The sequence below is a fragment of the Streptomyces sp. NPDC101178 genome (assembly GCF_044767965.1).
Lineage (GTDB): Bacteria > Actinomycetota > Actinomycetes > Streptomycetales > Streptomycetaceae > Streptomyces.
Map to the genome: position 1 here is coordinate 402621 of NZ_JBIWOZ010000006.1, position 24500 is coordinate 427120.

23 protein-coding genes and 1 riboswitch are annotated in these 24500 nt (G+C 73.8%); of the genes, 7 read left to right on the plus strand and 16 right to left on the minus strand.

Annotated features, from left to right (window positions below):
• Position 1 precedes the first annotated feature (1 nt).
• Genes ACIRR8_RS19960 through ACIRR8_RS19970 form a run of 3 tightly spaced genes read left to right on the plus strand, consistent with a single transcriptional unit; the run spans position 2 to position 3833 of the window.
• Positions 2 to 1363 (plus strand): bifunctional o-acetylhomoserine/o-acetylserine sulfhydrylase, encoded by a 1362-nt coding sequence (locus ACIRR8_RS19960; protein ID WP_404066314.1) that lies wholly within the window; start codon positions 2 to 4, stop codon positions 1361 to 1363.
• 11 nt (positions 1364 to 1374) lie between these two features.
• Positions 1375 to 2559, plus strand: coding sequence for a homoserine O-acetyltransferase (locus ACIRR8_RS19965; RefSeq protein WP_404066317.1), 1185 nt, complete (start codon positions 1375 to 1377; stop codon positions 2557 to 2559).
• Positions 2556 to 3833 carry a sulfite oxidase gene (locus ACIRR8_RS19970; protein WP_404066320.1) on the plus strand — a complete coding sequence of 426 codons (1278 nt, stop codon included), beginning with the start codon at positions 2556 to 2558 and terminating at the stop codon, positions 3831 to 3833. The genes ACIRR8_RS19965 and ACIRR8_RS19970 overlap by 4 nt, the downstream gene beginning before the upstream one ends.
• On the opposite strand, the gene ACIRR8_RS19975 is transcribed toward ACIRR8_RS19970, so the two are convergent.
• Complete coding sequence (locus ACIRR8_RS19975) at positions 3826 to 4566, minus strand: adenosylcobinamide amidohydrolase (RefSeq protein ID WP_404066567.1); 741 nt, start codon at positions 4564 to 4566, stop codon at positions 3826 to 3828. The two genes, ACIRR8_RS19970 and ACIRR8_RS19975, sit on opposite strands and share 8 nt — an antisense overlap.
• A 216-nt stretch (positions 4567 to 4782) precedes the next feature.
• Between ACIRR8_RS19975 and ACIRR8_RS19980 the strand changes: the two genes are divergently transcribed.
• On the plus strand, positions 4783 to 5805 hold the full coding sequence (locus ACIRR8_RS19980; protein WP_404066323.1) for a PRC and DUF2382 domain-containing protein: 1023 nt from the start codon (positions 4783 to 4785) through the stop codon (positions 5803 to 5805).
• A gap of 115 nt (positions 5806 to 5920) precedes the next feature.
• Here ACIRR8_RS19980 and ACIRR8_RS19985 read toward each other — a convergent pair whose 3' ends face one another.
• From ACIRR8_RS19985 to ACIRR8_RS20040, 12 genes are all read right to left on the minus strand, one after another.
• Positions 5921 to 6700 carry an ABC transporter ATP-binding protein gene (locus ACIRR8_RS19985; protein ID WP_404066326.1) on the minus strand — a complete coding sequence of 260 codons (780 nt, stop codon included), beginning with the start codon at positions 6698 to 6700 and terminating at the stop codon, positions 5921 to 5923.
• Positions 6697 to 7740 carry a FecCD family ABC transporter permease gene (locus ACIRR8_RS19990; RefSeq protein WP_404066569.1) on the minus strand — a complete coding sequence of 348 codons (1044 nt, stop codon included), beginning with the start codon at positions 7738 to 7740 and terminating at the stop codon, positions 6697 to 6699. The genes ACIRR8_RS19985 and ACIRR8_RS19990 overlap by 4 nt, the downstream gene beginning before the upstream one ends.
• A 53-nt stretch (positions 7741 to 7793) precedes the next feature.
• The gene (locus ACIRR8_RS19995) at positions 7794 to 8852 is read right to left on the minus strand and encodes an ABC transporter substrate-binding protein (RefSeq protein WP_404066329.1); all 1059 of its coding nucleotides are present in this window, start codon (positions 8850 to 8852) and stop codon (positions 7794 to 7796) included.
• 60 nt (positions 8853 to 8912) lie between these two features.
• Positions 8913 to 9098: riboswitch (cobalamin riboswitch) on the minus strand.
• Positions 9099 to 9193: 95 nt separating this feature from the next.
• Positions 9194 to 10423, minus strand: coding sequence for a beta-ketoacyl-[acyl-carrier-protein] synthase family protein (locus tag ACIRR8_RS20000; RefSeq protein WP_404066331.1), 1230 nt, complete (start codon positions 10421 to 10423; stop codon positions 9194 to 9196).
• Entirely contained in the window at positions 10420 to 10701 is a 282-nt protein-coding gene (locus ACIRR8_RS20005) for an acyl carrier protein (RefSeq protein ID WP_404066333.1), read from the minus strand. Before ACIRR8_RS20005 ends, ACIRR8_RS20000 begins: the two co-directional genes overlap by 4 nt.
• Positions 10702 to 10831: 130 nt before the next feature.
• Positions 10832 to 12886 carry an acyl-CoA dehydrogenase gene (locus ACIRR8_RS20010; RefSeq protein WP_404066336.1) on the minus strand — a complete coding sequence of 685 codons (2055 nt, stop codon included), beginning with the start codon at positions 12884 to 12886 and terminating at the stop codon, positions 10832 to 10834.
• Between the two features lie 63 nt (positions 12887 to 12949).
• The gene (locus ACIRR8_RS20015) at positions 12950 to 14206 is read right to left on the minus strand and encodes a beta-ketoacyl-[acyl-carrier-protein] synthase family protein (RefSeq protein WP_404066338.1); all 1257 of its coding nucleotides are present in this window, start codon (positions 14204 to 14206) and stop codon (positions 12950 to 12952) included.
• Complete coding sequence (locus ACIRR8_RS20020; protein ID WP_404066341.1) at positions 14190 to 15323, minus strand: beta-ketoacyl-ACP synthase 3; 1134 nt, start codon at positions 15321 to 15323, stop codon at positions 14190 to 14192. The genes ACIRR8_RS20015 and ACIRR8_RS20020 overlap by 17 nt, the downstream gene beginning before the upstream one ends.
• 80 nt (positions 15324 to 15403) lie before the next feature.
• Entirely contained in the window at positions 15404 to 16369 is a 966-nt protein-coding gene (locus ACIRR8_RS20025) for a carbohydrate kinase (RefSeq protein WP_404066343.1), read from the minus strand.
• A 113-nt stretch (positions 16370 to 16482) separates the two neighbouring features.
• Positions 16483 to 17883, minus strand: a complete 1401-nt coding sequence (locus ACIRR8_RS20030) for an MFS transporter (RefSeq protein WP_404066346.1) — start codon at positions 17881 to 17883, stop codon at positions 16483 to 16485.
• Positions 17880 to 18494, minus strand: coding sequence for a helix-turn-helix domain-containing protein (locus ACIRR8_RS20035; RefSeq protein ID WP_404066348.1), 615 nt, complete (start codon positions 18492 to 18494; stop codon positions 17880 to 17882). The genes ACIRR8_RS20030 and ACIRR8_RS20035 overlap by 4 nt, the downstream gene beginning before the upstream one ends.
• Before the next feature lie 77 nt (positions 18495 to 18571).
• Positions 18572 to 19129, minus strand: coding sequence for a PadR family transcriptional regulator (locus ACIRR8_RS20040; RefSeq protein WP_404066351.1), 558 nt, complete (start codon positions 19127 to 19129; stop codon positions 18572 to 18574).
• A 133-nt stretch (positions 19130 to 19262) separates the two neighbouring features.
• Here ACIRR8_RS20040 and ACIRR8_RS20045 point away from each other — a divergent pair, with 133 nt between their 5' ends.
• Complete coding sequence (locus tag ACIRR8_RS20045; RefSeq protein WP_404066354.1) at positions 19263 to 19688, plus strand: nuclear transport factor 2 family protein; 426 nt, start codon at positions 19263 to 19265, stop codon at positions 19686 to 19688.
• A gap of 64 nt (positions 19689 to 19752) precedes the next feature.
• Here the strand turns inward: ACIRR8_RS20045 and ACIRR8_RS20050 are convergent, their stop codons facing one another.
• Positions 19753 to 20607: an ABC transporter substrate-binding protein gene (locus tag ACIRR8_RS20050; protein ID WP_404066356.1), complete on the minus strand. Its 855-nt coding sequence runs from the start codon at positions 20605 to 20607 to the stop codon at positions 19753 to 19755.
• Positions 20608 to 20834: 227 nt separating this feature from the next.
• Here ACIRR8_RS20050 and ACIRR8_RS20055 point away from each other — a divergent pair, with 227 nt between their 5' ends.
• Positions 20835 to 21674, plus strand: coding sequence for a M12 family metallo-peptidase (locus ACIRR8_RS20055; RefSeq protein ID WP_404066359.1), 840 nt, complete (start codon positions 20835 to 20837; stop codon positions 21672 to 21674).
• Positions 21675 to 21746: 72 nt separating this feature from the next.
• Positions 21747 to 22757, plus strand: coding sequence for a zinc-binding dehydrogenase (locus ACIRR8_RS20060; RefSeq protein ID WP_404066361.1), 1011 nt, complete (start codon positions 21747 to 21749; stop codon positions 22755 to 22757).
• On the opposite strand, the gene ACIRR8_RS20065 is transcribed toward ACIRR8_RS20060, so the two are convergent.
• Positions 22741 to 23859, minus strand: a complete 1119-nt coding sequence (locus tag ACIRR8_RS20065) for a YhjD/YihY/BrkB family envelope integrity protein (RefSeq protein ID WP_404066364.1) — start codon at positions 23857 to 23859, stop codon at positions 22741 to 22743. The genes ACIRR8_RS20060 and ACIRR8_RS20065 overlap by 17 nt on opposite strands.
• Before the next feature lie 178 nt (positions 23860 to 24037).
• Positions 24038 to 24355: a cupin gene (locus ACIRR8_RS20070; protein ID WP_404066366.1), complete on the minus strand. Its 318-nt coding sequence runs from the start codon at positions 24353 to 24355 to the stop codon at positions 24038 to 24040.
• Positions 24356 to 24500: the final 145 nt, after the last annotated feature.

A 24500-nucleotide genomic window follows, 5' to 3' on the forward strand; every position in this document is an offset into this window, starting at 1 on the left:
CATGAGCCAGCCCCTCGACTCCGTCACCGCAGGCCACACCCCCGAGGACGTCAACCGGCAGGAGCCCGGCGCCTCCTGGTCGTTCGAGACCAAGCAGATCCACTCGGGAGCCGCCCCGGACCCGGCGACGGGCGCCCGCGCGGTGCCGATCTACCAGACGTCGTCGTTCGTCTTCCGCGACACCCAGCACGCCGCCGACGTGTTCTCCCTCGCCGAGCCGGGCAACATCTACACCCGCATCCACAACCCCACCCAGGACGTCCTGGAGCAGCGCATCGCCGCGCTGGAGGGCGGGGTCGCCGCCGTGGCGCTCGCCTCCGGGCAGGCGGCGGAGACCCTGGCGCTGCTGACGCTGGCCGGAGCGGGAGACCACATCGTCTCCTCGCCCTCGCTCTACGGCGGCACCTACAACCTCTTCCGCCACACGCTGCCCCGGTTCGGCATCGAGGTGACGTTCGTCGAGGACCCCGAGGACCTGGCCGCCTGGCAGGCCGCCGTCCGGCCCGACACGAAGGCGTTCTTCGCCGAGACGCTCGGCAACCCGCGCGGTGACGTGCTGGACATCCGGGCGGTGGCCGACACCGCGCACGCCGCCGGAGTGCCGCTGATCGTGGACAACACCGTGCCGACGCCGTACCTGCTGCGGCCGATCGAGCACGGCGCGGACATCGTCGTCCACTCCGCGACCAAGTTCCTCGGCGGCCACGGCACCACCATCGGCGGGGTCGTCGTGGACGCCGGCACCTTCGACTTCGGCGCGCACGCCGAGCGTTTCCCCGACTTCCACGAGCCCGACCCGAGCTACCACGGACTCCGGTACTGGCCGGCGCTCGGCCCTGGCGCCTTCGCCATCAAGCTCCGCGTCCAGCTGCTCCGCGACCTCGGCCCCGCGCTCTCGCCGCACTCGGCGTTCCTGCTGCTCCAGGGTGTGGAGACGCTGAGCCTGCGGCTGGAGCGGCACACCTCCAACGCGCTGGAGCTGGCCGGCTGGCTGGAGCAGCGCGACGAGGTGCAGACCGTGCACTACGCGGGCCTGCCGTCCAGCCGCTGGTACGAGGCCGGGCAGCGCTATCTGCCGCGCGGAGCGGGAGCGGTGCTGGCCTTCGAGCTGAAGGGCGGGGCCGAGGCGGGCAAGCGGTTCGTGGACGCGGTCGAGCTGTTCAGCCACCTCGCCAACATCGGTGACGTACGGAGCCTGATCATCCATCCGGGCTCCACCACGCACAGCCAGCTGACCGAGGAGCAGCTCATCGCCACCGGCGCCACGCCGGGCCTGGTGCGGCTCTCGGTCGGGCTGGAGAACGTGGACGACCTGAAGGCCGACCTGGAGGCCGGGTTCCGGGCCGCGAAGGCGGCGTCCTGAACCGTGGCACCGTGCCCGCCGCACTCCCCCTCCCGCCGGCCTCCGGCGGCCTGCGGGAGGGGGACCCGCCCGGTCGTCGCCGCTGGGTGACGATCGAGGACCCGCTGCCCCTGGAGTCCGGCGTCCGGCTACCGGGGGTCCGCCTGGCGTACGAGAGCTGGGGGCAGCGGGCGGCGGACGGTTCCAACGCCGTGCTGGTCCTGCACGCGCTGACGGGCGACAGCCATGTGGCCGGACCGGCCGGCCCCGGCCATCCCGCGCCCGGCTGGTGGGACGCGCTGGTCGGACCGGGCCGGGCGCTCGACACCGACCGGTGGTTCGTCGTCGCGCCGAACGTGCTCGGCGGCTGCCAGGGCAGTACGGGCCCCTCTTCCCCGGGGCCCGGCAACGCGCCCTGGGGCTCCCGGTTCCCGTATCTGACGGTACGGGACCAGGTGGCCGCCGAGGCGGCGCTCGCCGACGCGCTGGGCATCGGGCGGTGGGCGGCCGTGATCGGCGGGTCCATGGGCGGCATGCGGGCCCTGGAGTGGGCGGTGAGCAGGCCGGAGCGAACCGGTTCGCTCTTCGTGCTCGCCGCTCCGGCCGCCGCGTCCGCCGACCAGATCGCCTGGGGGGCGGTGCAGATCGGCGCGATCCGCTCCGACCCGAAGTGGCGGGGCGGCGACTACCACGGCGCCCCGCCCGGCGGCGGTCCGCACCGGGGCCTCGGCCAGGCGCGCCGCATCGCCCACCTCACGTACCGCACCGAGCCCGAACTCGCCTCCCGGTTCGGCGGTGCGCCGCAGCCGGGCGAGGAGCCGGAGCGCGGCGGGCGCTATCAGGTGGAGTCCTATCTCGACCACCACGCGGGCAAGTTGGTGCGCCGGTTCGACGCGGGCAGCTATGTGACGCTCACCGAGGCGATGAACGGCCACGACGTCGGCCGTGGCCGAGGCGGGATCCGGCGCGCGCTGCGCCGTGCGCGGATGCCCGCGCTGGTGGCGGGCGTCGACTCGGACCGGCTCTACCCGCTGTACCAGCAGCAGGAGTTGGCGGCGCTGCTGCCGGGCGCGGATGCCCTGCGGGCCGTCAACTCTCCCTACGGCCATGACGGTTTCCTCATCGAGACCGGACAGGTGGGCGCGCTCGTGAGGGAGTTGCTCCCGCCGATCCCCATGCCTCCCCCTTCCCCCGTCCTCACCAAGGAGCTTCCATGAGCCCGCTTCCTCCGCCTTCCGAAGATGTCTACGACCGGATACGGCTGCGGCAGTGGTCCGGCGGAGCGGCGCGCTCCGCCGGGATCGACCGCCGCGATCTGCTGAAGCTCGTCACCGCCGCCTCGGCGGCCGTACCGCTGGCTTCCGTCGCCGCCGCCCCGGCACACGCGGCGACCGCTCCGGCGGCCGCCGGACTGCCCGGCGTGGTCAAGCCGCTGCCGCCGGAGCTGTTCACGCTGCGCGGCACCAACGCGGAGACCAACTTCGCCGCGCTGAAGGACACCGGCCTCCTCACGCCCGCCGACCGGTTCTTCGTCCGCAACCACACCGCCACCCCGCGCATCGACCGGGACACCTGGAAGCTGACGGTCTGGGGTGACGGGCTGAAGGGCGGCCCGGTGGAGTTCGGTTACGCGGATCTGCTGCGGCTGCCGTCGGTGTCCCGCACCGGGTTCGTGGAGTGCGCGGGCAACGGCCGCAGCTTCTTCGCCTCGCAGCAGGGGCAGGCGGTCAGCGGTACGGCGTGGACGCTCGGGGCGATCGGCACGGCCCGCTGGCGCGGGGTGCGGCTCGGGGATGTGCTGCGGCGGGCCGGGATCGGGCGGCACGCGGTGGACGTGCTGCCGCGCGGGCTGGACGCGGAGGTCGTCACGGACGGGGTGAACCTGGGACGGGTGCGCCGGCCGCTGCCGGTGGCGAAGGCGCTGGACGACGTGCTGCTCGCGTACGAGATGAACGACGGGCCGCTGCCGCCGGACCACGGGTATCCGGTCCGCGTCATCGCGCCGTCGTGGGTGGGCATCGCCAACATCAAGTGGGTCGGTGACATCGAGGTGAGCGCCGAGCCGCTGCTCACTCCGTGGAACACCGGCCTCTACCGGCTCTTCGGCCCCGGGCACCCGCCGGAGGGCAGCGCTCCGCTGACCCGGCAGACGCTGAAGAGCGCGTTCGAGCTGGCGCAGGGCGCCACGTTGCCGGCTCATCGCCGTACGGTGCTCACCGGCCGCTCCTGGTCGGGCGGGGCGCCGGTGCGGTCGGTGGAGGTCAGCACCGACGGCGGCCGGCGCTGGCGGCGGGCCCGGCTGCACGACGTGCCGCGGGCCGGGAGCTGGGTGCGGTGGTCGGTGGACTGGGTGCCGACGGCCAAGGGCGCGACGGAGCTGCTGGCCCGCGCCACGGACCGGTCGGGCCGTACGCAGCCGAAGGCGACCGCGCACAACACGCAGGGGTATCTCTTCGACGCGGTGGTACGGCACCCGGTGGCGGTCAGCTGAGGCGGGCTCCGGCCCGTACCGCGGTGTGCACGGCACGGGCGATGCGCGCGCCCCAGAGGGAGCGGGGTCCGGCGAAGGGTTCTCCGCCGTCGGGCCCCGGCTCGGGGGCGGCCACGCAGACGGCGTCCGTGGGGGTGCCGGAGCAGTCGAGTCCGGCGTCCAGGAGGGCCTGCACCTTGGCCTCGGTGGCGGTGGCGACGGCGTTGACCAGGGCGGCGTCGGAGAGTGCGGCGGGGAGTGTGACGACGATGTTGACCGTGCCGGGGCCGTGCGGGGTGGCGGCTTCCAGGTCGGGGGCCGCCGCCCAGCCCCGTACGCCGAGGCCGGCGGTGACGGTCGCGGTGACATCGCCGTCGTGGCCGGTCGTGTACGCGGCGACGTCGGCGGCGGTCATCAGCCCGGCGCCGGAGCCGGTGAGCCCTTCGGTGGCGGCGATCTCGGCGAGGTGCCGGTCCGGGTCGAGGCGCGGGTAGCCGCCGGGGACCTGGGCGTTGAGGATCCAGGCGCGGGGCCCGATACCGCCGCCGAGGACCGCGCTGCTGCACACCCGCACGCCGGGCCCCAGCCGCCACACGAGGTGGTGGAGGTGGTGGCCGTCCTCGTGCCGGTCACGGAGCTCACCGCGCTGTGCGGGCAGCTGGACGTGTACGGAATCGATGGCGCACCCCTGGTGGCTCGGCGGGACCGGCTCCGGCCCGTCCTGCCGGGACCGCCGTGTTCCGCCGCATCCTATGCGGGCCCGCACGGGATCACCCGATTGGCCTAACTGGTACGGGGGCCGCCCAGCGCGCTCGTACGGGGCCAGCAGGCACCGGCGGGCCGCCGGAGCGGCTGCGGCCGGGTGGCCGGGCGGTTGCAGCGTCCAGGCGGGTGGGGCGCGATGGAAGCCGGACGTGCCTCCATCTGGTGGAGCCACCCACAGGGCGCGCCCAACGAGGAGGGTTCGGTTATGGGAGCCGCTGACGGTTTCACGGATTCCGGAGAGCTCGACGGTCTGACCGTGTACGACAACGAGGGCGAGAAGGTCGGCAACGTAGGCCGGGTGTACGTCGACGACGACACCGGCAAGCCCGACTGGGTCACGGTCAAGACCGGCATGTTCGGCATGAAGGAGAGCTTCGTACCGCTCGCCGGAGCCCGTCGAGTGGGCTCCGACCTGCACGTCTCGCACTCCAAGGACACGGTCAAGGAAGCGCCTCGCGTCGACGCGGACGCCCACCTTTCCGTCGCTGAGGAGGAGGAGCTGTACCGGCACTACGGCCTGACCAGGAAGTCCGGCAACCTCGGTGACACCGGCAAGGGCACCGGTACCGGTGCCGACGCCCGGACCGTCGCCGGAACCGGCGCCATGGGCGCGGCCGGAGCGGGTGCGGCGGGAGCGGGCCGTGGCACGGGCACGCCGCCGAACGCCAAGGCGACCACCACGGGCGCCGGAGCCGCGGGCACGGCCGGAGCGGCCGGTACGGCCGGGACCGGCAAGCACCGCGACACCGACATGTCCGCCACCTCCCGTCCGCTGGCGGGCGCCGGAGCGGGCACCCGGGCCGCCGACATGAGCGGCACGGAGGAGATGATCCGCTCCGAGGAGCAGCTGCACGTCGGCACGGAGGAGTACGAGAGCGGCCGGGCGAGGCTGCACAAGTACGTGGTGACCGAGGAGGTCACCCGGTCCGTGCCCGTCTCCCACGAGGAGGTGCGGGTGGTCCGCGAGCCGCTGCGGCCCGGTGAGAAGGTGACCGGGACGACGGACTTCGCCGAGCAGGACGTGGAGGTCACCCTGCACGCGGAGCGCGCCACGGTCCGCAAGGAGGCCGTCCCGGTGGAGCGGGTCCGCCTGGAGACCGAACGGGTCACCGAGCAGAAGGAAGTCTCCGCCGAGATCCGCAAGGAGAAGATCGACTACGGCGACGGCAAGGACATGGACACCGGCAAGGACACCGGTGGCGAGTTCGGCCGGGGACGCCGCCGCTGACGGCACATCCCTCCGGCGGCCGGAAGGCCGCTCCCATGTCCTCGGCCTCCGGGCGGGCCCGTGCCAACGGGTCCGCCCGGAGGGCTGTCCGGGGGTGCGCGCCTGCCGGAAGAGGTCAGCGGCGCGGCAGGAACCGTACCGAAGGCCGTCCGTCCGGCCCGTCCGGGGTGACCACCGCCCGCACCCCGTAGACGTCCTCGATCAGCTCCTCGGTGATGACCTCGGCCGGGGTGCCGCCCGCGATGACCCGGCCCGCCTTCATCACGGTGATCCGGTCGCAGAACATGGCCGCGAGGTTGAGGTCGTGCAGGGCGATGACGCTGGTGAGGGGCAGCGCGGCGACCAGGGCGAGCAGTTCCAGCTGGTGCTGGATGTCCAGGTGGTTCGTCGGCTCGTCCAGGAGGAGTTCGCGGGGCTGCTGGGCGAGCGCCCGGGCGATCTGGACGCGCTGGCGTTCGCCGCCGGAGAGGGTGTGCCAGGACTGTGCGGCCCGGTCGGTGAGGCCGGTGCGCCGCAGGGCGTCGGTGACCGCTTCGTCGTCGGTACGGTCCGGGGCGGACCACGCGCGGCGGTGCGGGATGCGGCCGAGGCGGACGACGTCCAGGACGCTGAGGTCGACCTGGGTGACGGCGTGCTGGTCGACGACGGCGATCCGGCGGGCCACGGTGCGACGGCCGAGGCCGGCGAGCGGGTCGCCGTCCAGCGTGACGGTGCCGGTGTCCGGAGCGAGCAGGCCGGCGAGGATCCTCAGGAGCGTGGACTTGCCGGAGCCGTTGGGGCCGAGAAGGCCGACGGTGGCGCCGGGCGGCGGGGCGATGTCGACCCCGTCGAGGATGAGCCGGCCGCCGGCTTCCCGGCCGACCCGCTCGGCGCGCAGGCCCGGGGAAGCGCTCATGACGTACTCCGGGTCCGGTACAGGACGGCGACGAAGGCGGGAACACCGATCAGCGCGGTGACGACGCCGACCGGCACCTCCTGCGGGTCGAGGACCGTGCGGGCGAGCGTGTCGACCCAGACCAGGAAGATCGCTCCGGCGAGTGCGGTGACCGGCAGGAGCCTGCGGTGACCGGAGCCGGTGAGCGCGCGGGCCGCGTGCGGGAGGACCAGGCCGACGAAGCCGATCGCCCCGGCCGAGCTGACCAGGGCCGCGGTCAGCAGCGCGGTGGTGCAGAGCAGCGCGATCCGGGTGCGGGCGACGTTCACGCCGAGCGCGGCGGCGGCGTCCTGACCGAAGGCGAACGCGTCGAGCGTACGGGCGTGGGCCAGGCAGATCACCAGGCAGAGGGCGAGAACGGCGGTGCAGAGCGCCACCTCACCCCAGCCGACACCGCTGAGCGAGCCGAGCAGCCAGAACAGCACCCCGCGGGTCTGCTCGGCGTCGGCGGAGGTCATCACGACGAAGGAGGTCAGGGCGGAGAAGAGCTGCATCGCCGCGACCCCGGAGAGCACCACCCGGTCGGTGGTGGAGCCGAGCGTATGGCTGAGCAGCAGAACCAGCGCGAACGAGCAGATCGCCCCGACGAACGCCCCGGCCGACAGCGACACCGCTCCCCCGCCGACGCCGAGGACGACCACCACGACCGCCCCGGTGGAGGCTCCGGAGGAGACGCCGAGGACGAACGGGTCGGCGAGCGGGTTGCGCAGCAGCGACTGCATCACCGTGCCGCACACCGCGAGCCCGGCCCCGCACACGGCGGCGAGCAGGGTACGGGGCATGCGCAGGTTCCAGATGATGCCGTCCCGGATCGGGCTCAGCTCCGATCCGCCGAAGCCCAGATGGGAGGCGACGGCGGACCAGACGTCCGGGACGGAGATCCTGGCCGGGCCGATCGTGACGGCGACGGCTACGGAGAGCAGCAGGAGCAGGAGTCCGCCGGTCCAGATCAGCGCCTGCACCGGCACGCCGACCCGCCGTACGTCAGCGGGCCGCTCCACCGTCGGGCTGCCGCTACTCACCCCGCGCGCCTTCACCGTCGGATTCCCGCCGCTCACCCCGCGAGCCCGAAGGCGCGCAGCCCGGCGGCGACGCGCTCAAGTCCCTCGACCGTCCGGATGGTGGGGTTCATGGCCTGGCCGCTGAGCAGCACGTACCGGCGGTTCTTGACGGCGTCCATGGTCTTGGTGACCGGGTTGGACTCCAGGAACTCGATCTTCTTCTCGGCGCTCTCGGCCGTCTGCATGGTGCGGCTCAGGTCGCCGATGACCAGGACGTCGGGGTTGCGGTCGGCGACGGTCTCCCAGCTGATCTGGGGCCATTCGTCGTGGGTGTCGTCGAAGACGTTCTTCGCGCCGAGCTCCTTGGTGATGACACCCGGCGCGCCGCAGCAGCCGGCGAGGTAGGGGGCCTTGGAGTCGGAGAACCAGTAGAGGAGCGAGGCGTCCGAGGCGTCGATGCCGTCGGTGGCCTTCGCCACCCTCGCCCGGAGCTTCTTCACCAGGGCGTCACCGCGCTCGGGGACGCCGAACACCTGGGAGAGTTCGCGGACTTCGGTGTAGACGCTGTCCATGGTGAGGGGTGCTGTACGGGCTCCGTCACCGCCGCCGCTGTTGTCCTTGCCGGTGCAGTCGGCGGGCGAGATGTAGGTGGGGACGCCGAGCTTCTCGAACTGTTCGCGTGGGGCGACGCCGCCCTTGGCGAGGGTGGAGGCGAAGGAGGCGGAGAGGAAGTCGGGCTCCTTGTCGAGGACCTTCTCGGATGAGGGCCGGTTCTCCGATATGCGCTCGACGCCCGCGTTGGCCTTCTCCAGGCCCTTCATGACCGGGTCGCTCCAGGTGGCGGTGGCCGCGAGCCGGTCGGCGAGGCCGAGCGACAGGAGGATCTCCGTCGATCCCTGGTCCACCGAGACGGCCTGCCGCGGTGGCGCCTTCACGGTGACGGTGCGCCCGCAGTTCTTCAGGGTGAGCGGGAAGCCTTCGGCCTTGGCGGCGCTGCCGCCGCCGTCACCGGAGGAGGAGGCTCCACTTCCGCCGCAGGCGGTGAGGAGGACGGCGCCGGCCGCGAGGAGGGCGGCGGTGCGTATCGGGGCGGGGGTGGCCATGGGCAGCACGGAGGACCTCGGTGTCTCTGGGCCCAGCCGCGGAGCCCGTCGTACGGTCCCGTGCCCCGGGTGCGGAGCACGGGTGCCAGCAGGTCTTCGGACTCGGGTTCGTCCGGGCGGGACGCCTTCCCGGAGCGCGTGTGCTCCAGTGGCCGTGGCCCCGCCCGTCCCCCTCACCGCTGCGCGTCAGTTCCGGTCTCGCACCGGATTCCCTGACCCCGTCGCTGGGGTTCGACTGGCCCCGGCAAGCTATCACGGGTCTTCGCGCAGCTCAGAGCCGGTGCGGGACCGCTTCATCGGTCGGGCCGGTGCGGCGCGGGATCGTCCCGCCGCACCGGCCCGGCCCACCTCTACGGCGCTTGCAGCGCGATCACCGCGTTCTGTCCGCCGAAGCCGAAGGAGTGGCTGACGGCCCGTCGTACGGGCACCTCACGCGGTGCCTTGGTGACGCAGTCGATGGCGAACCCGGGGTCCGGGGCGTCCAGGTTGGCGATCGGTGGGACGATGCCGTGCTGGAGCGTCAGGACGGTCAGTCCCGCCTCGATGGCTCCGGCCGCTCCCATGCAGTGGCCCAGGACACCCTTGGGAGCGGTGACGGGCGGCCGGTGCGGGTAGGCCCGGCCGATGAGAGCGGCTTCCGTCGCGTCGTTCAGCGGGGTCGAGGTGCCGTGCGCGTTGACGTGGTCGACGTCCTCGGCGCGCCAGCCCGCGTCCCTCAGCGCCGCGTCGACGGCGGCCTCGGCGACCGCACCGGAGGGGTGCGGGGAGGTCGGGTGGTGGGCGTCGGTCGTGGCGCCGGTGCCGGCGAGCAGCGCACGGGGGGCCGCCCCTCTGGCCCGGGCGTCCTCGGCCCGTTCCAGGACCATGATCGCGGCGCCTTCGCCCATGACGAGCCCGGCCCGGTCGGCGGCGAAGGGACGGCAGAGACGGGCGGGGTCCCCGTCACCGTCCCGCAGCGCCGCCGCGCCCGAGCGGGCGAAGCCGGTCATGGCGACCGGGAAGACGATCGACTCGGTGGCTCCGGCGATCGCGATGTCGCACTGCCCGAGCGCCAGCATGTCGCGGGCCACGGAGAGGGCGGTCACCCCGGAGGAGCAGGCCGTGCACGGGGCCAGGCTCGGACCGGTGGCCTTCATCTGGATGGCGATCTCGGCCGCGGGCATGCTCGGGATGGTGAGCAGGATGCCCGAGGGCGAGGTGGCCTCGGGTCCGCGCCGCTCCAGGGCGACGGCCTGTTCGGTCAGTCCGGCGGAGCCGCCGCTGCTGGTGCCGACGACGACGGCGACCCGGGCGCCGTCCCAGTGGGCGGGGTCGAGCCCGGCGTCGGTCACCGCCTCCCGGGCGGCGAGGACGGCGAACTTGACGTACCGGCCCATGCGGAAGGCGGTGCGGCCGCCGACCGCCCCGTCCAGGTCGATGCCGGAGACCGTACAGGCGAAGTCGACTTCGCAGCCGTGCAGTTCGGGGACGGTGCGCGCGAAGGACGCGCCGCGGCAGACCCCGTCCCAGGTGGTGTCGGTGGTGTGGCCGGCCGGGGTGATCATCCCCAGTCCGGTGACGGCGATGGCGGGTCGGTTCATCGGGTGTTGCTCACCGGCACCGCACTGCCCGCCGCCTCGCCGCCGACGGCCGCGTCGATGAACGCGGAGATGTCGGCGAGGGTGGCGTCCTTGTAGAGCTTCTCGGAGTCGGCGCTGACCCCGAGGGTCTCCTTGATGATGACGGCGAACTCGGCGACCGCCAGGGAGTCCATCTCCAGGCTGTCCATCGTGGACTCCGGCAGGATTTCGGCCGCGGGCACCTTGAACGTCTCGGTCAGCACCTCGGTGATCTTCGGGTGGATGGTCTGGCTCTTCACGGTGTTTCCTCTCATCGGGACTCAGGGGGCTCATCGGCGCGATCGGCGGGGAGCCCGTCGGCGCCTGCGCTACGGCGGGTGGCGGTACGCACCGGCCCACCGCCGAAATAACTGGAGGACGATCCTCCGGTTACGCCCTGGGGCGAACCGATTCGTCTACGCTCACCTGCGGCTTCTCGAACCATCGGGAGAGCACCGACGTGGTTCCCCAGTACGCCAGCAGCACACCGCGCGTGCCGAGCGCCGCCACCTTCTCGCGCAGCGGCCGCCGCCGCTTGCTGCCGCAGGCGGGCCGCCGGAACTCCGCCGTGCGGCGCCCGGCTCCGGCCGCCTTGCGCCTCGCCGCTCCCCCCGGCCTGCGGCCCCGGTGCCAGGAACCCTCCGGGTCGTCGTAGGCGTCCGCGTAACCGGGTCCGGCGATCGGCCAGTCCGACATCAGCCGCTCCGGCAGCGCGAACGCCCCCACCAGCTCGGGCGCGTGGAGGGCCACGGTCGCGATGAGCCGCTCCACCGCGTCGGGCAGCGCGGACACCTGTTCGGCGGTCAGCCGTCCGGCCGCCAGCAGGTCACCGCTGTTGCGGGCGATCCACTGGAGCGCGAAGAGGCGGTGCAGCTCGGTCAGCCGGTCGCGGGCCGGGCCCGGCGGCAGGGTGGCCGCCGCCTGCTCGTACGCCTCGCCCGCCTGCCGGTAGCCGTACGCCTCCACGCCGCGCAGCGCCGCTCCCGAGGCCGCGTTCCACCGGCCGAGCGGGTCGCCGGGCGGAGCGGCGCTGATCCGCTCCCGGGCGCGGTCGAACCAGCTGTCCTCCACCGCCGCGAGCAGCCTGCCCAGGAAGCGCGGGTCGTCCAGGTCGCCGGGGCCCGCCGCCTCCTCCTCGTCCCGGACCGTGACGCTGAACAGCATCTCGGCGGCGGCCTTGGCGTGGACGGCGAGGTTGTCGCCCTCGGCGGTGATCGCGCCCTCGATGCCGGTGAAGAGTTCGGTCATGCCGTTGTTCTCCAGCAGCCCCTGCGCCCCGCACCGCTCCCGGCACTCGACGATGACACCGCGCGCCTGCCAGGTGATCCACCCCTTGGCGACGGCGACCAGGCGTTCCGCCTCGTCCCGGTCGGCGGCCGGCGCGGACTCCCAGCGGTCCAGGGCCCGGCGGTGCAGGAGGCTCATCGCGAAGACGGTGGCCATCGCGCCGGCGAGCGGGCCGTGGTGGGTGCGGTGCGCGTAGACCGGCACGCGCCGCGAGCCGCGCGATCCGGAGACCAGCCGGTGCCCCGCGTACCGGATGGCGAGGGCGAGGGTGACCCGGGCGGAGCCGACGGCGCAGGCGCTCATGGAGAGCTTGCCGGGCGTGACGCGGCCGATGGAGAGGAGGAACCGCCTTCTGCGGTTGGCCAGTTCGCTGGTGAACCGTCCGTCCGCACCGATCCGCCCCTGCTCCCCGGCGAGCAGCGCATCGCGCGGGACGAAGTACCGGTCGAAGGAGGTGAGGCAGTGGTCGACCGGGGAGCCCATCCGGGCGGGCAGCCGCCGGACCCGTACGCCGGGCAGGGCGCTGACGGCGTCGGTGAGCGGCGCGAGGAAGAGGAAGACCCCGTGGTCGGTGCCGTCCACGAGGAGCCGGGCGGCGACCACGCCGGTCTTGGGGCCGCCCGCGGGGCTGGTGTTGGGCATGAACTTCTGGGCGCCGGAGTTCGGCGTGTGCAGGACGAAGCCGTCGCGGTCGCGCTCGTACGTCGCGGTGGTCTCGACGGCCGCCGCGTCGTTGCCGTGCGCCACCTCCGTACAGAGGAAGGTGCCGATGGACCGCAGCTCCAGGAAGTCCGAGAGGTCGCGGAGCGTGCCCGGGTCGTGGTCGAGGAGCGAGCCGAGGAAGAGGTTGTAGTGGATGCCCGCGACGGTGGTCAGCGCCGGGTCGACCGGGCCGAGCCATTCGTGCAGCGCGGCCAGGGCGCGGGGGTCGGCGGCGAGCCTCGCGCCGCTGTCCAGTGCGTCGTTGAGGATGCGGAGCCGGTGGTAGGAGAGGGCGAGCCGTTCGTCGGGGGTGCCGCCGCCGGAGCGACGAAACGGTTCTGTTGTGAGCAGCCGTCGCCAGAATCCGTGCTCCTGGCGGAAGTTGTCGCCGTAGAGCACTCGGGTGAGCAGATCGTTCGTGGAGGGACTGGGTGGTTCATGCGTGGATACGGTCACGACAGGGTAACGATCAAGGAACGGCGAGGACACCCCCCGCCGTTCCCGAACGGCCCTGCGGGGTCAGGCGCGTTGGAAGGCGAGCGCCACGTTGTGTCCGCCGAAGCCGAAGGAGTGGCTCACCGCGCGCTCGACCCGTCGGTGGCGGGGCTCCTTCACCACGCAGTCGAGCGGGAAGCCGTTGGGCAGGGCGTCCAGGTTGGCGATCGGCGGGATGAGGGAACGTTCCAGCGTCAGGATGGTGGCGACCGCCTCGATCGCGCCCGCCGCCGCGAGGGTGTGCCCGATGACGCCCTTGGGTGCGGTGACGGGCGGGCGGTGCGGGAAGAGCCGGGAGATGAGGGTGGTCTCCATGGCGTCGTTGAGGGGGGTGGAGGTGCCGTGGGCGTTGATGTGGTCGACCTCGCCGGGCGTCCAGCCCGCCTGGTCGAGCGCCGCCTGGACCGCGCGCTGGGCGCCGCGTCCGTCGGGGGCCGGGGCGGTGGGGTGGTGGGCGTCGGTGCTGGAACCGGCGCCGGTGAGCAGCACGCGGGCCCGGCCGCCCCGGGTGCGGGCCGCCTCCTCGCGCTCCAGGACCAGCATGGCGGCGCCCTCGCCGATCACGAAGCCGTCCCGGTCGGCGGCGAACGGCCGCGACGCGCCCGCCGGATCGCCGGTACGGGTGGAGAGCGCGCCCATCCGCGCGAACGCGGTCACCACCAGCGGCGTCAGCACCGACTCGGCGCCTCCGGCCACCACCACGTCACAGCTGCCGCCGAGCAGCAGATCGCGGGCGACGGCGATCGCGGTGGCCCCGGAGGCGCAGGCGGTCGCGGGCGCGAGGCTCGGGCCGCCCGCCTTCAGCGCGATGGCGACCTCACCGGCCGCCGCGTTGGGGATCATCATCGGGACGAGCAGCGGCGAGACCGCCTCCGGTCCCGAGGCGGCCAGCTTGGCGGCGTTGTCCACCAGGACGGAGACGCCTCCGACGCCGACGCCGAGCACCACGCCGACCCGGCCGCCGTCCCACACGGCCGGGTCGAGACCGGCGTCGGCGACGGCCTGCCGGGCCGCGACGACGGCCAGTTTCACGAACCGGGCCATCCGCCACACCGAACGGCCGCCCACCGCCTCGTCCAGGTCGACGGCGTCGACCGGGCAGGCGAAGTCGACCGGGAGACCGGCCAGTTCCTCGCAGCGGCGGGCGGTGGAGTGCCCGGAGCACAGGCCTTCCCAGAAGCTGTGCTCGTCAGCCCCTGCGGGTGTCACCAGGCCGACCCCCGTCACCGCGATGGCGGTGCCGGTGGCGGCTCCGGGGCCCTGATCAGCGGACTGCGACATGCTGTGTTCCTTCCGTAGAAATCGTCGAGTTGGTCTGCGGGGTCCCCGGCCACCGAAGCGCCGCCGAACCCCAGGTCAGTCCGCCCCCGAACGCGGTGAGCAGCACCCGGTCCCCGCGCCGGAGCACTCCTCGGCCCGCCGCGTCGGCCAGGGCGAGGGGGATGGAGGCGGCGCCGGTGTTGCCGACCCGCTCCAGATGGGTGACGCACCGCTGCGGCGCGATGCCGACCCGGTCCGCGACGGCGTGCAGGATCCGGGCGTTGGCCTGGTGCGGGACGAAGTGGTCGACCTGGGCCGGGTCCCAGCCCACCCGCTCCAGGAGCACCCGGCACGAGCCGGTCATCCGCTCCACGGCGTGCTGGTAGACGGTCCGGCCCTGCATCCGGAAGTACGCGTCCGAGAGCGCGGGCGGTTTCCCGTCCGCGCGGGCCCGGGCGCCGCCACCGGGGACGGTGATCAGGTCATGACCGGTGCCGTCACTGCCCAGGTCGAAGGCGAGCAGCTCACCGGGGTCACCGGTCCGCCCGGCCGCCACCAGGGCCGCGCCCGCCCCGTCACCGAAGACGACGCCGGCCGAGCGGTCCTCCGGGTCGAGCCAGGTCGAGTAGACGTCGGCGCCGACCAGCAGGATGCGCGCGTACAGCCCGGAGGCGACCAGGCCGTGGCTCAGGGCGAGCCCGTAGACGAACCCGCTGCACACGGCGGCGATGTCCAGCGCCGGTACGGTGCCGAGCCCGAGCCGGGAGGCGAGGGCGGGCGCGGTGCCGGGGCAGAGGTGGTCGGGGGTGGCGGTGGCGAGGACCACCGCGTCGACCGGGCCCGCCGCCGGGGAGTCCGCGAGCAGCCGGGAGGCCGCCACGTAGGCGAGGTCACCGGTGGCGACCCCGGGTCCGGCGCGGTGCCGGCTGCCGATCCCCGTACGGCGGCGGACCCAGGCGTCGTCGACACCCCACCCGGCCGGGAGCAGGTCGTTGGGGACCGGCTCGCCCGGCACCCAGCCCGCCACACCCTCCAGCACCGCCGTGCGCGCGCCGCCCGCCAACGCGCGCTCCCGCCGGCCCGCACCGCTGTCCACTGCCCGTCCGCTCGCCACCCGCTGCCCCGATCCCGTTGTCATACCGCGAACGGTTGACGAACGGCGGGACGCCTGGCGAGGGTGCGTTCGACTGGGCCGAACGGGTCATGACGGCTTGTCAGTTACGTACGAGCGCCTCCGGAAGCCCCCTGAGCCCCGTCACGGGTGAGCGCCTCCCGGAGCTCCTGCGCATCGGGCGGGTTGGCGCCGGCCCGGGAGACGGTGACGGCGGCGGAGGCGACCGCGTGGCGCAGTACGTCGGTGACGGTGTCCCGGCCCACGGCGCGCAGCCGCTCCCGCGCGCCGGCGCCGAGGAGACCGTGCGCGGCCAGCGCGTGGAGCGTCCCCGACATGAACGCGTCGCCCGCGCCGACGGTGTCCACGACGTCGACCGGCGCGGCCGCCGCCATGATCCGGCCGCCGGGCAGCAAGGCCAGGGCCCCGTCACCGCCCCGGGTCACGAGGACGGCGGCGGGCCCGCGCTCCAGCCAGCGCGCGGCGGCCTTCTCCGGCTCCTCGCCCGGATACAGCCACTCCAGGTCCTCGTCACTGGCCTTGACCAGGTCGCTCAGCGCGACGCACTCCTCGACCCGGGCCACCGCGGCCGCGTGGTCGCCCATGAGCGCGGGCCGCACGTTGGGGTCGTAGCTGACGGTCGCGGTGGCCCGGGCGGCGCGCACGATGTCCAGCACCGTGGCCGACCCCGGTTCCACGACCGCGCCGATCGACCCGGTGTGCACATGGCCCGGTGCGGGTTCGACGGTGACCGGTGCGAGGGTCCAGGCGACGTCGAACGCGTACGAGGCCTGCCCGGCTCCGTCCAGCGTGACGACGGCCGACGGGGTGGCGGTCGCGGAGCCGTCGGTCCGGACGGTGACGCCGGCGGAGGCCAGGTGGTCCCGGATGAGCCGCCCGTTCGGGTCGGGGCCGAGCTGGGTGAGGAGCGTGGCGGGGTGGCCGAGGCGGGCCAGGCCGTAGGCGACGTTGGCGGGGCTGCCGCCGGGGTGGACCCTGTCTTCCTGGTCCGGCAGCCGGACGATGTCGGCGACGCATTCGCCGACGACCAGCAGGTCGGTGTGGTCGGGCATCGGGGTGGATCTCCTCAGCTGGTGTGGCGTGGGTGTCCTCAGGTCCTCCGCCCCCATTCAGCCCGATCCGGCCCCGGGGACGGAAGCCACCGCGGGCATCGGGCACCGGCCGGTCACCGTTCGGGCGCCGATCCGGCCGGAACGGTCGGCGCGGGGGCCGGCTTCTGCGGATACCCGTCGGTCCCGCGTACCCAGAGCAGGGCTCCGGCCAGCACGACGGCGGCGGCCAGCAGCCAGGGCAGCGGGCCGAGCGGCAGGGTACCGACGGCCAGTCCCGCACCGGCGGCCACCAGTTGCAGGGCGAGCGACTGGACGGAGAGCGCGGTGGCCCGGCCCGAGGCGTCGACCCGGCGGTGCAGCAGGTCGTTGGCGTTGGGCGCCGCGACGCCGAGCCCCAGATAGACCAGCCCGAAGCCGGTGACGGCGACCACCGTGGCCAGGATGCTCATCGAGCCGGTGGTGAGGCCGAGCAGCGCGAGGCCGAGCACCACCACTCCGCGGCCCGTCAGCACCGCGCGCCCGCTGCTGCGGGTCAGCCGAGCCGCGAGCGGGCCGAGTTGGCTGCCGAGGGCGGAGCACACGAACCCGGCGCAGGCGAGTCCGGCGAAGAGCAGCGCCCCGGACTCGGCTGTCCCCATGAGGGCGGCGGCCCGGCGCGGGGTGAGCAGTTCGACCGCCGCGAGGGCGGCCCCGCTGGTGCTCGCGGTCAGCAGGAGGCGCCGGATCACGGCGTCCTGGCCGCCGAGCCGGATCCCGGCACCGATGGCGGTGGGCACCCCGCCGACGACTCCGCGCAGGGTGGCCCGGGGCCGGGGCGGTTCGGGCAGGGCGCTCACCACGTAGAGCACGAAGACGATCTCGACGAGCACGCCGAGGAGCGCGGGCACGGAGAGCGGGATGACGAGCCCGCCGGTCGCGCCGGTGAGCCACTCGCCCGCGTGCGGGACGAGGCCGAGCAGCCAGGGCAGGCCGCCGCCGAGCAGGGTGCCGAGGGCGAGGGAGGCGGACATGGCGGAGGAGCCGCGCGCCAGTCCGGTACGGATGTCGGCGCCGGGGCCCGCGTGGGCGTGGACGGTGTCGACGTACCAGGCCTCGGCGGGCCCGCTGGACAGGGCGCGGGCGCAGCCCATCAGGACCATGCCGAGCGTGATGGCCCAGGCGGTCGCGGACAGGCCGATGAGCGTGAAGGCCGTGGCGTTGAGGAGCCCGGCGGTGGCCAGGACGGCCCGGCGGCCGATGACGTCGGAGAGTCCGCCGGTGGGCAGCTCCATCGCGGCGGCGGTGAGGGAGTGCACGGCGAAGAAGCCCGCGATGGCGGCGAGGCCCATGCCGCGCTCGGTGTAGAGGAGCACCCCGGTCGCGATGGACATGCCGAGCGGGAACCAGAAGAGGAAGGAGACCGTGGCGAACCGGCGGCGCGCGGTCAGCGGGTCGAGGCCGGGACGGGTGGGGGCGGGCGGAGGCGGTATCGGCGCGTCGTCGCCGGGAGCCCGCGTCTCGGCTCCGCCGCTCACGAGGCGCTCCCCTCCGCGTCGGGGGCGGGCTCCGGCGCCAGCGGGAGCCCGGCCGTGAAGACCACGACCTGTTCGGCGCGGGGGTCGTCCGCGTCGCGGGCGGTCAGTTCGGCCGTCTTCGCCGCGAGCGTCTCCCACAGCTCGGCCAGCGACTCCGGGGTCAGCCGGGGCAGGCTGTCGCTCAGCCCCGACGGCTCCTGCCAGGCGCTGTCGAGCCGGCCGCCCTCCAGGTCGGCCTCGTGGCGGGCCAGCGAGCGCTCCAGGTGTGCGAGCTGGCGGCGGCGGAGTGCGCTGAGCGCGGCGCGGCCACCGGGCGCGCGGTGCATGGCCTCGTTGCTCCACGAGGTGACGGAGTGCACGGCCTTCCAACGGCGTTCACGGCTGTCGCGGTGGTCGGCCTCGGCGACGAACGCGTACTTCGCGAGGACCCGCAGGTGGTAGCTGGTGGAGGCCGAGGACTCGCCCGTCCGCGCGGCCAGCTCGCTGGCGGTGGCCGGACCGTGCTGCCGGAGCAGGCCGAGCAGCTCGATCCGCAGCGGGTGGGTGAGGGCTTTGAAGGCGGCTCCGTCGCGTTCGGGATCGAGGACGCGGCGGGTCGGTTCGCTGGTCATGGCAGCAGCGTAGAGCGGCCCGGCCACTTTCCCAAAGTATTTTTGCAGAATATTTTTTGGAGAGTTGTGCCATGCCGTCAGACGGTCGACCGCACCCGCAGGACGTCGATGACCTCCCGGCACCAGTCCCGGTTGGCCCGCTCGAAGGCGAGCCCGCGCCGGCACGTCAGATAGGGCCCGATCCGCTCCCCGTACCGCAGGAACTCCTCCTCCGGCCGCTCACCGCGCATCCCCTTCAGCAGCGCCTCGAACTGTGCGGCCCTGGCCTCGGCGAACTCCGCCCGTTCGGTGAGCCGCGCGATCAGCTCGGCGGCGTCGAGATGGTCCGCCGCCTGGACCTTGACCAGCAGGTCGTCCCGGATGAACGACGGTTTGGCGGCGACCGCCGCGAACCGCTCCAGCTCGGCGAGGCCGTCGTCGGTGACCCGGAACAGGCGCTTGTTGGGCCGCGCGTCCTGCACGACCTCGCGCCCGGCCACCAGTCCCTCCTTCTCCAGCTTGGCGAGCTCGGCGTACAGCTGCTGCGGCAGCGCGTGCCAGAAGTTCGCGACGCCCATGCCGAACGCCTTGGCCAGCTGGTATCCGCTCAGCTCCTCGTCGAGCAGCGCCGCCAGTACGGCATGACGCAAGGCCATCGGGCCGCCTCCCTCTCCCCACCCACTCCCCCGCACCCCTGTCCAGGAGCACACGGCTCATGATAGTCAAGAAAGTGACTAGTCATATTCATGAGTAGTCACTTTCTTGACTACCGCCCTTCGAGGAGACGCCATGACCACCGCAGTGGACCGCTTCCGCGCCGCCGTCGACACCCGCGACCTCAGCGCCCTGGACGGCCTCTTCACCGAGGACATCCGGCTTTACAGCCCGGTGAAGTTCACGCCGTTCGAGGGCCGGCCGATGGTGCTGGGCCTCTTCGGGGTGCTGCTGCGCACCTTCGAGGACTTCCGGTACATCGGAGAGTTCGCCGGCACGGCGGAGACCGGCGTGGACGGGTCCGAGGCTCCGGCGGCGGTCCTGCTCTTCCGGGCGACCGTGAACGGCAAGGAGATCCACGGCATCGACCTGGTCCACCTCGCCGAGGACGGGCGGATCAAGGAGTTCACCGTGATGGTCCGCCCCCAGTCCGCCGTGCACGCGCTCGGCGAGGCGGTCCTCGCCGGGCTCGTGGCCGACGGGCTGGTCCCGACGGAGTAGGCCTGGTCCCGACGGAGCAGGCGCCGCCCCCAAAGACGCCTCACCCCTCCGACGCGCCCGTCGCCTACCCCTCCAGCGCGTCCGCGACCAGGCCGAGGAAGCGGGCGTGGTCGCGGGGGCCGTACAGCGGCTCCGGGTTCCACGGCACGACCGGCTCCCCGCCGTCCGGGCCCAGCTCGTCGAGCGGGGCGGCGTGGGCGCGGATGTCGGTGAGGATCACGTCCGGGCGGAGCGCGAGGGTGTCCGCCCGGCCGAGCGTGGACCAGTTGGCGCCGGGGCCCGGCGCCGGCTCCACCAGGCGGACGCCGAGGTCGGTGAGGACGCGTAGTTCGGGCCACATCCTGGGGCGCGCGACATGGGCCTGGTCGGGGCCGGCCGGGGAGAGGGCGACCACGCGCGGCCCGTCGGCCCCGCCCGCGGCGGCGATCGTCCGCAGCCGCTCCCGGGCGGCGTCCAGATCGGCGTCCGCCTCCGCGGGCGACTCGGCCCCGAGCGAGCGGGCCAGCTCGGCGAACCGGTCGCCGATCTCCGCGAACGTACGGGCCTGGCTCACATCGATGACGACGACCGGGACCCGCTCCTCCAGCGGCTTGGCGGTCTCCGGCGCCAGCCCGTACACATGGCCGTTGCCGTAGCTCACCGCGACCACCAGATCGGGCCGGCCGCTCAGCAGCCGCTCCACGTCCAGCCCGCTGCCCGCGCCGGCGTACGCCACCTCGTCCAGCGGAAGCGTCCCGGTCTTGGCGCGGTCGGGCTCGGGGCCGTCATGGTCGGAGCCGAAGATCGCCTGCGGCCGGATCCCGAGGCCCCACAGCGTCGCTCCGGCCTGGACATAGGCGAGCACCCGCTCGGGCCGCCGGACCGCCGTCGACAGCTGCCCCCGGTCGTCGGAGAACCGCCACTCGCTCTGTTCCGTCACGTCACACACGCCCCTCTGCCACCGACTGCCATACCGCTTGTGCGAGTTCGTACACGTGTACCTGCCCACCTGCTCACCGCCACATCCCTCCACCCGGCCTCGACCTTCGTACCGCCCGGTATCCGGCGCGACGGGCGGCGAAGTTCACCGAGTGTTAGAAAGGATTCGCACTCGGTCACTCCGAGTAGTTCTCTCCGCCCGCCCTCTCCGGATGGAGCCGACTCCCCATGCGCGCACCCCTTGTGAAAGCGACTCTGGCCGTGGCCGTCGCCGCCTCCCTCTGTGTCGCCCCGTTCTTCGCCGACCGGTCCGCGAGCGCTCCGGCGGGAGCGGCGGCGCGAGCGGCGGGCTGTCCCGTCGTCGATGTGCTGGTGGTCCACACGCCCAAGGCCGCGCAGCGGCTCGGCGGCGAACACCAGGTCCCGGCCTCGGCCCAGCGGATCGCGACCCGGATGAACCGCTCGCTCGCGGCGGACGGGCTCTGCGGGATCATCCGGGTCGTCCACCCGTACACGGCGAAGGGGTACGACGGTTCGGAGGAGTTCCGCGCCGCGTACGCCGTACTGAAGGACCACACCTCGGGGCTCGGCCGCCAGGTGCACGAGCAGCGCGCGCGGTACGGCGCCGACCTGGTGACGCTCGTCGTCGAGCGGACCGAGCGCGGCGGCGGCACGGCGGACTACACACCCGCACTCGACAGCTCCACCGACGAGTACGCGTACGCGGTCGTCGAGGTCGACGGCATCGAGCTGGACTCGGCGAGCCACGAGATCGGGCACAACCTGGGCCTGGCCCATGACCGTACGACCTTGGTGTCGGACACCGGCGGTTCGATGAACGTGAGCCGCACCCGCCCGTACAACACCGGCTGGATCACCGAGGACGGCAGCCACTACACCCTCATGGCGTACCGCGCCGCGTGCGGCAGCCACTGCAAGCGGATCAGCCGGTTCTCCAGTGCCGAGGGGCTCTGGAAGGGCCACCGGCTCGGGGACGCGTCGAACGACAGTGTGCGGGTGCTGCGCGAGACGATGCCGATCGTGGCCGGATACCGTTCGAAGGCCTGACCGGCCGGGTCCCGTGACCCGCGACCGGGCCGTACCGTCACGCCCTCACGCCGTCACGACAAGGACCCCGCCATGGACCGCATGCGCGCCGTGCGCCTGCACCTGCCCACCCGCACGCTCTCCGTCGAGGAGGTGGCGAAGCCGGTGCCGGGACCTGGCGAGGTGCTGGTGAAAGTGGCGGCGGCCGGAGTCTGCCTCTCTGATGTGCATCTTGTCGACGGCACACTCACACCGCTGTATCTGGACGCAGAAACGGTCACTCTGGGCCACGAGGTGGCCGGGACGGTCGAGTCGCTCGGGCCCGGGGTCGACGGCTGGACGGCCGGGCAGCGGGTGGTCCTCCAGGCCGGCGAGCGGCGCGGCGGCCGGACGCACACGCGAGGTGTCGATTACGACGGTGGCTGGGCCGAGTACGCCGTGGCCTCCGCCACCACCCTCGTCGCCCTGCCCTTCACCCTGCCGCTCGACCAGGCGGCGATCATTCCGGACGCGGTCTCGACCCCGTGGGCGGCGGTGACCGTCACCGGTGACGTACGCCCGGCGCAGGCCGTCGGGGTCTGGGGCGCGGGCGGCCTCGGGGCGCACGCCGTACAGCTGCTGCGGGCGGTGGGCGCGTACCCGGTGATCGCGGTGGACCCGGCCCCCGCCGCCCGCGACCGGGCCCTGCGCTTCGGCGCGGATCTGGCGCTGGACTCCGGCGACCCGCGCCTGCGCGAGCAGGTGCTCGGCGCGACGGGCGGCGCGGGCCTGGAGGCGGCGTTCGACTTCGCGGGCGTGCCGCAGGTCCGGGAGCAGGCGTTGAACGCGCTGGCGCCGAAGGGGCGGCTGGTGCTGGTGGGACTGAGCGACCAGCCGCTGACGATCGACCGCTCCACCCGGTTCAGCTATCTCCAGCACCGGATCCTCGGGCACTACGGCTCGGAGGAGCACCATGTGGCGCAGCTCGTCCGGCTCGCCGAGGGCGGGCGGCTGGACTTCTCCCGGTCGGTCACCGACGTACTGCCGCTGGAGGAGGCGGCGGTGGCGGTGCGGCGGATGGAGACCAAGGAGGGCGACCCGGTGCGCCTCATCCTGCGGCCTTAGCGGGCTCCTCACCAGGCTTCTTCTCCGGCCCGTCCGTCGCCCCCTCCTCAGACTCGTCCACCGGCTTCCCCTCAGACTCGTCCACCGGCTTCCCCTCAGGCCCCTTCCCGGGCTCGTCCACCGGCTTCCCCTCAGGCCCCTTCCCGGGCTCGTCCACCGGCTTGCCCTCAGGCTCGTCCATGGGCTCCTTCTCAGGCTCGCTCTTCGACCGCTTCTCCGGCTCCGGGCGGGCCAGCTCCACGTTGAACTGGGCTCCCGCGAGCAGCGAGAGGTTGGCGAACCAGACCCAGATCAGGAAGACGACGAGCCCGGCGAGGGAGCCGTAGAGCCTGCTGTAGCTGCCGACCTGGGTCGCGTACAGGGCGAAGAGAGCCGACGCGGTGAGCCAGAGGAAGGCGGCCAGGACCCCGCCGGGCAGGCTTCGGCGGATACCGCGCGCGGAGCGGGGGCCGGTGCTGAAGAGGACCATGATCAGGCAGGCGACGAGGCAGAGCAGCAGCGGCCACTTCAGCGCCGCCCACACCGTCTGCCCCTCGTGCGGCAGGCCGACGCGGCGGCCGAGCCAGCGGGCCAGGGGGCCGGTCAGGACGAGCGCGACGGCGCTGGTCATCAGGAGGACGAGCAGACCGATCGCGGAGACGACGATCATGTGCGCCTGCCGCAGGGGCGGGCGGTGGTCGCTGACGCCGTGCATGGCGTGCAGCGCGCGGCGGAAGACCGCGAGGTAGCTGCACGCGGACCAGACGGCGCTCACGGCACCGGTGCCGACGAGCAGCCAGACGGCGGAGCGCTTCTCGGTGGCGGCCTCCAGCGGGCGGCGCAGGGCCTCCCCCGACTCGGCCGGGGCGAACGCGGTGATGTCGGCGATCAGGGCGGTGGTCGCGTCGGGGTTGGCGAGGCCGATCACCGAGACGGTGACGAGGAGGGCCGGGAGCAGCGCGAGGATGGCGTAGTAGGTGAGGGCGGCGGCCCAGTCGGTGATGTCGTCGTTCCACAGCGAGAGGGGCGTGCGGCGCAAGGCGGTGAGCCAGCTGCGCGGCGTGCGGGGGCGTCCGGCGGCGGGCGCGGCGGGTTCCGCGGCTGCGGCGGTCTGGGTGGTCAAGCTGGTTCTCCGGGGACGTGGTCGGACGCGGCGGGGCTGGGTGCTCGTCCGTCGGACGTCCCGGCTTCCCTCGATCCTCTCCTGCCACGTCCCGGCCCGGACACACCTGCGCGGGCCGTACGGTTTCCGGATGCGCTGCGAGCCGTCGACAGAGGTCCGGCGGCGGCGGAGGTCGGCGTCAGTCGTTGACGGCCGTGAGCAGGACCACCGCGTCGTCGAGGGCCAGCAGCCCGTGGCGCTCCTGCGGGATCGGGTGGAGTGTGCCGGCCGGGAGTTCGGCGTCGCCGGAGCCGGCGGTGAGGCGGACCGTGCCGCGCAGCACCAGGAGGGAGGCGGCGGGCGGCGCGTTGTACTCGTCGAGGGCCGAACCGGAGGTGAGGGCGATCACCGTCTGGCGCAGGGGCGGCTCCTGGATGAGGAGGTGCGCGCTGCGGCCGTGCGCGGAGGCGCGCGCGGCGGCCAGGTGCTCATCGGCGAGTGCGTTCAGGTCGTCCATGGTGCCCACTCTGCCGCAGCACCCGGCGCCCCGCGATCCTGCCGGACGCGGGAGACCGGCCACCAGGCGGCTGGGCGGCCGGGCGGATCACGGAGCTGGAAGGCACTCGTCGAGCATCCGCAGAATCCCCTTCGTGTTTCGCAAT

Bases quoted from the DNA above. Each gene is read 5' to 3' on its own strand.
- ACIRR8_RS19970 (WP_404066320.1), top strand. From the start codon at position 2,556: ATGAGCCCGCTTCCTCCGCCTTCCGAAGATGTCTACGACCGGATACGG.
- ACIRR8_RS20025 (WP_404066343.1), bottom strand. From the start codon at position 16,369: ATGCCCGACCACACCGACCTGCTGGTCGTCGGCGAATGCGTCGCCGAC.
- ACIRR8_RS20000 (WP_404066331.1), bottom strand. From the start codon at position 10,423: ATGAACCGACCCGCCATCGCCGTCACCGGACTGGGGATGATCACCCCG.
- ACIRR8_RS20060 (WP_404066361.1), top strand. From the start codon at position 21,747: ATGGACCGCATGCGCGCCGTGCGCCTGCACCTGCCCACCCGCACGCTC.
- ACIRR8_RS20015 (WP_404066338.1), bottom strand. From the start codon at position 14,206: ATGTCGCAGTCCGCTGATCAGGGCCCCGGAGCCGCCACCGGCACCGCC.
- ACIRR8_RS20070 (WP_404066366.1), bottom strand. From the start codon at position 24,355: ATGGACGACCTGAACGCACTCGCCGATGAGCACCTGGCCGCCGCGCGC.
- ACIRR8_RS20035 (WP_404066348.1), bottom strand. From the start codon at position 18,494: ATGACCAGCGAACCGACCCGCCGCGTCCTCGATCCCGAACGCGACGGA.
- ACIRR8_RS19980 (WP_404066323.1), top strand. From the start codon at position 4,783: ATGGGAGCCGCTGACGGTTTCACGGATTCCGGAGAGCTCGACGGTCTG.
- ACIRR8_RS20045 (WP_404066354.1), top strand. From the start codon at position 19,263: ATGACCACCGCAGTGGACCGCTTCCGCGCCGCCGTCGACACCCGCGAC.
- ACIRR8_RS19960 (WP_404066314.1), top strand. From the start codon at position 2: ATGAGCCAGCCCCTCGACTCCGTCACCGCAGGCCACACCCCCGAGGAC.
- ACIRR8_RS19985 (WP_404066326.1), bottom strand. From the start codon at position 6,700: ATGAGCGCTTCCCCGGGCCTGCGCGCCGAGCGGGTCGGCCGGGAAGCC.
- ACIRR8_RS20040 (WP_404066351.1), bottom strand. From the start codon at position 19,129: ATGGCCTTGCGTCATGCCGTACTGGCGGCGCTGCTCGACGAGGAGCTG.
- ACIRR8_RS20020 (WP_404066341.1), bottom strand. From the start codon at position 15,323: ATGACAACGGGATCGGGGCAGCGGGTGGCGAGCGGACGGGCAGTGGAC.
- ACIRR8_RS20055 (WP_404066359.1), top strand. From the start codon at position 20,835: ATGCGCGCACCCCTTGTGAAAGCGACTCTGGCCGTGGCCGTCGCCGCC.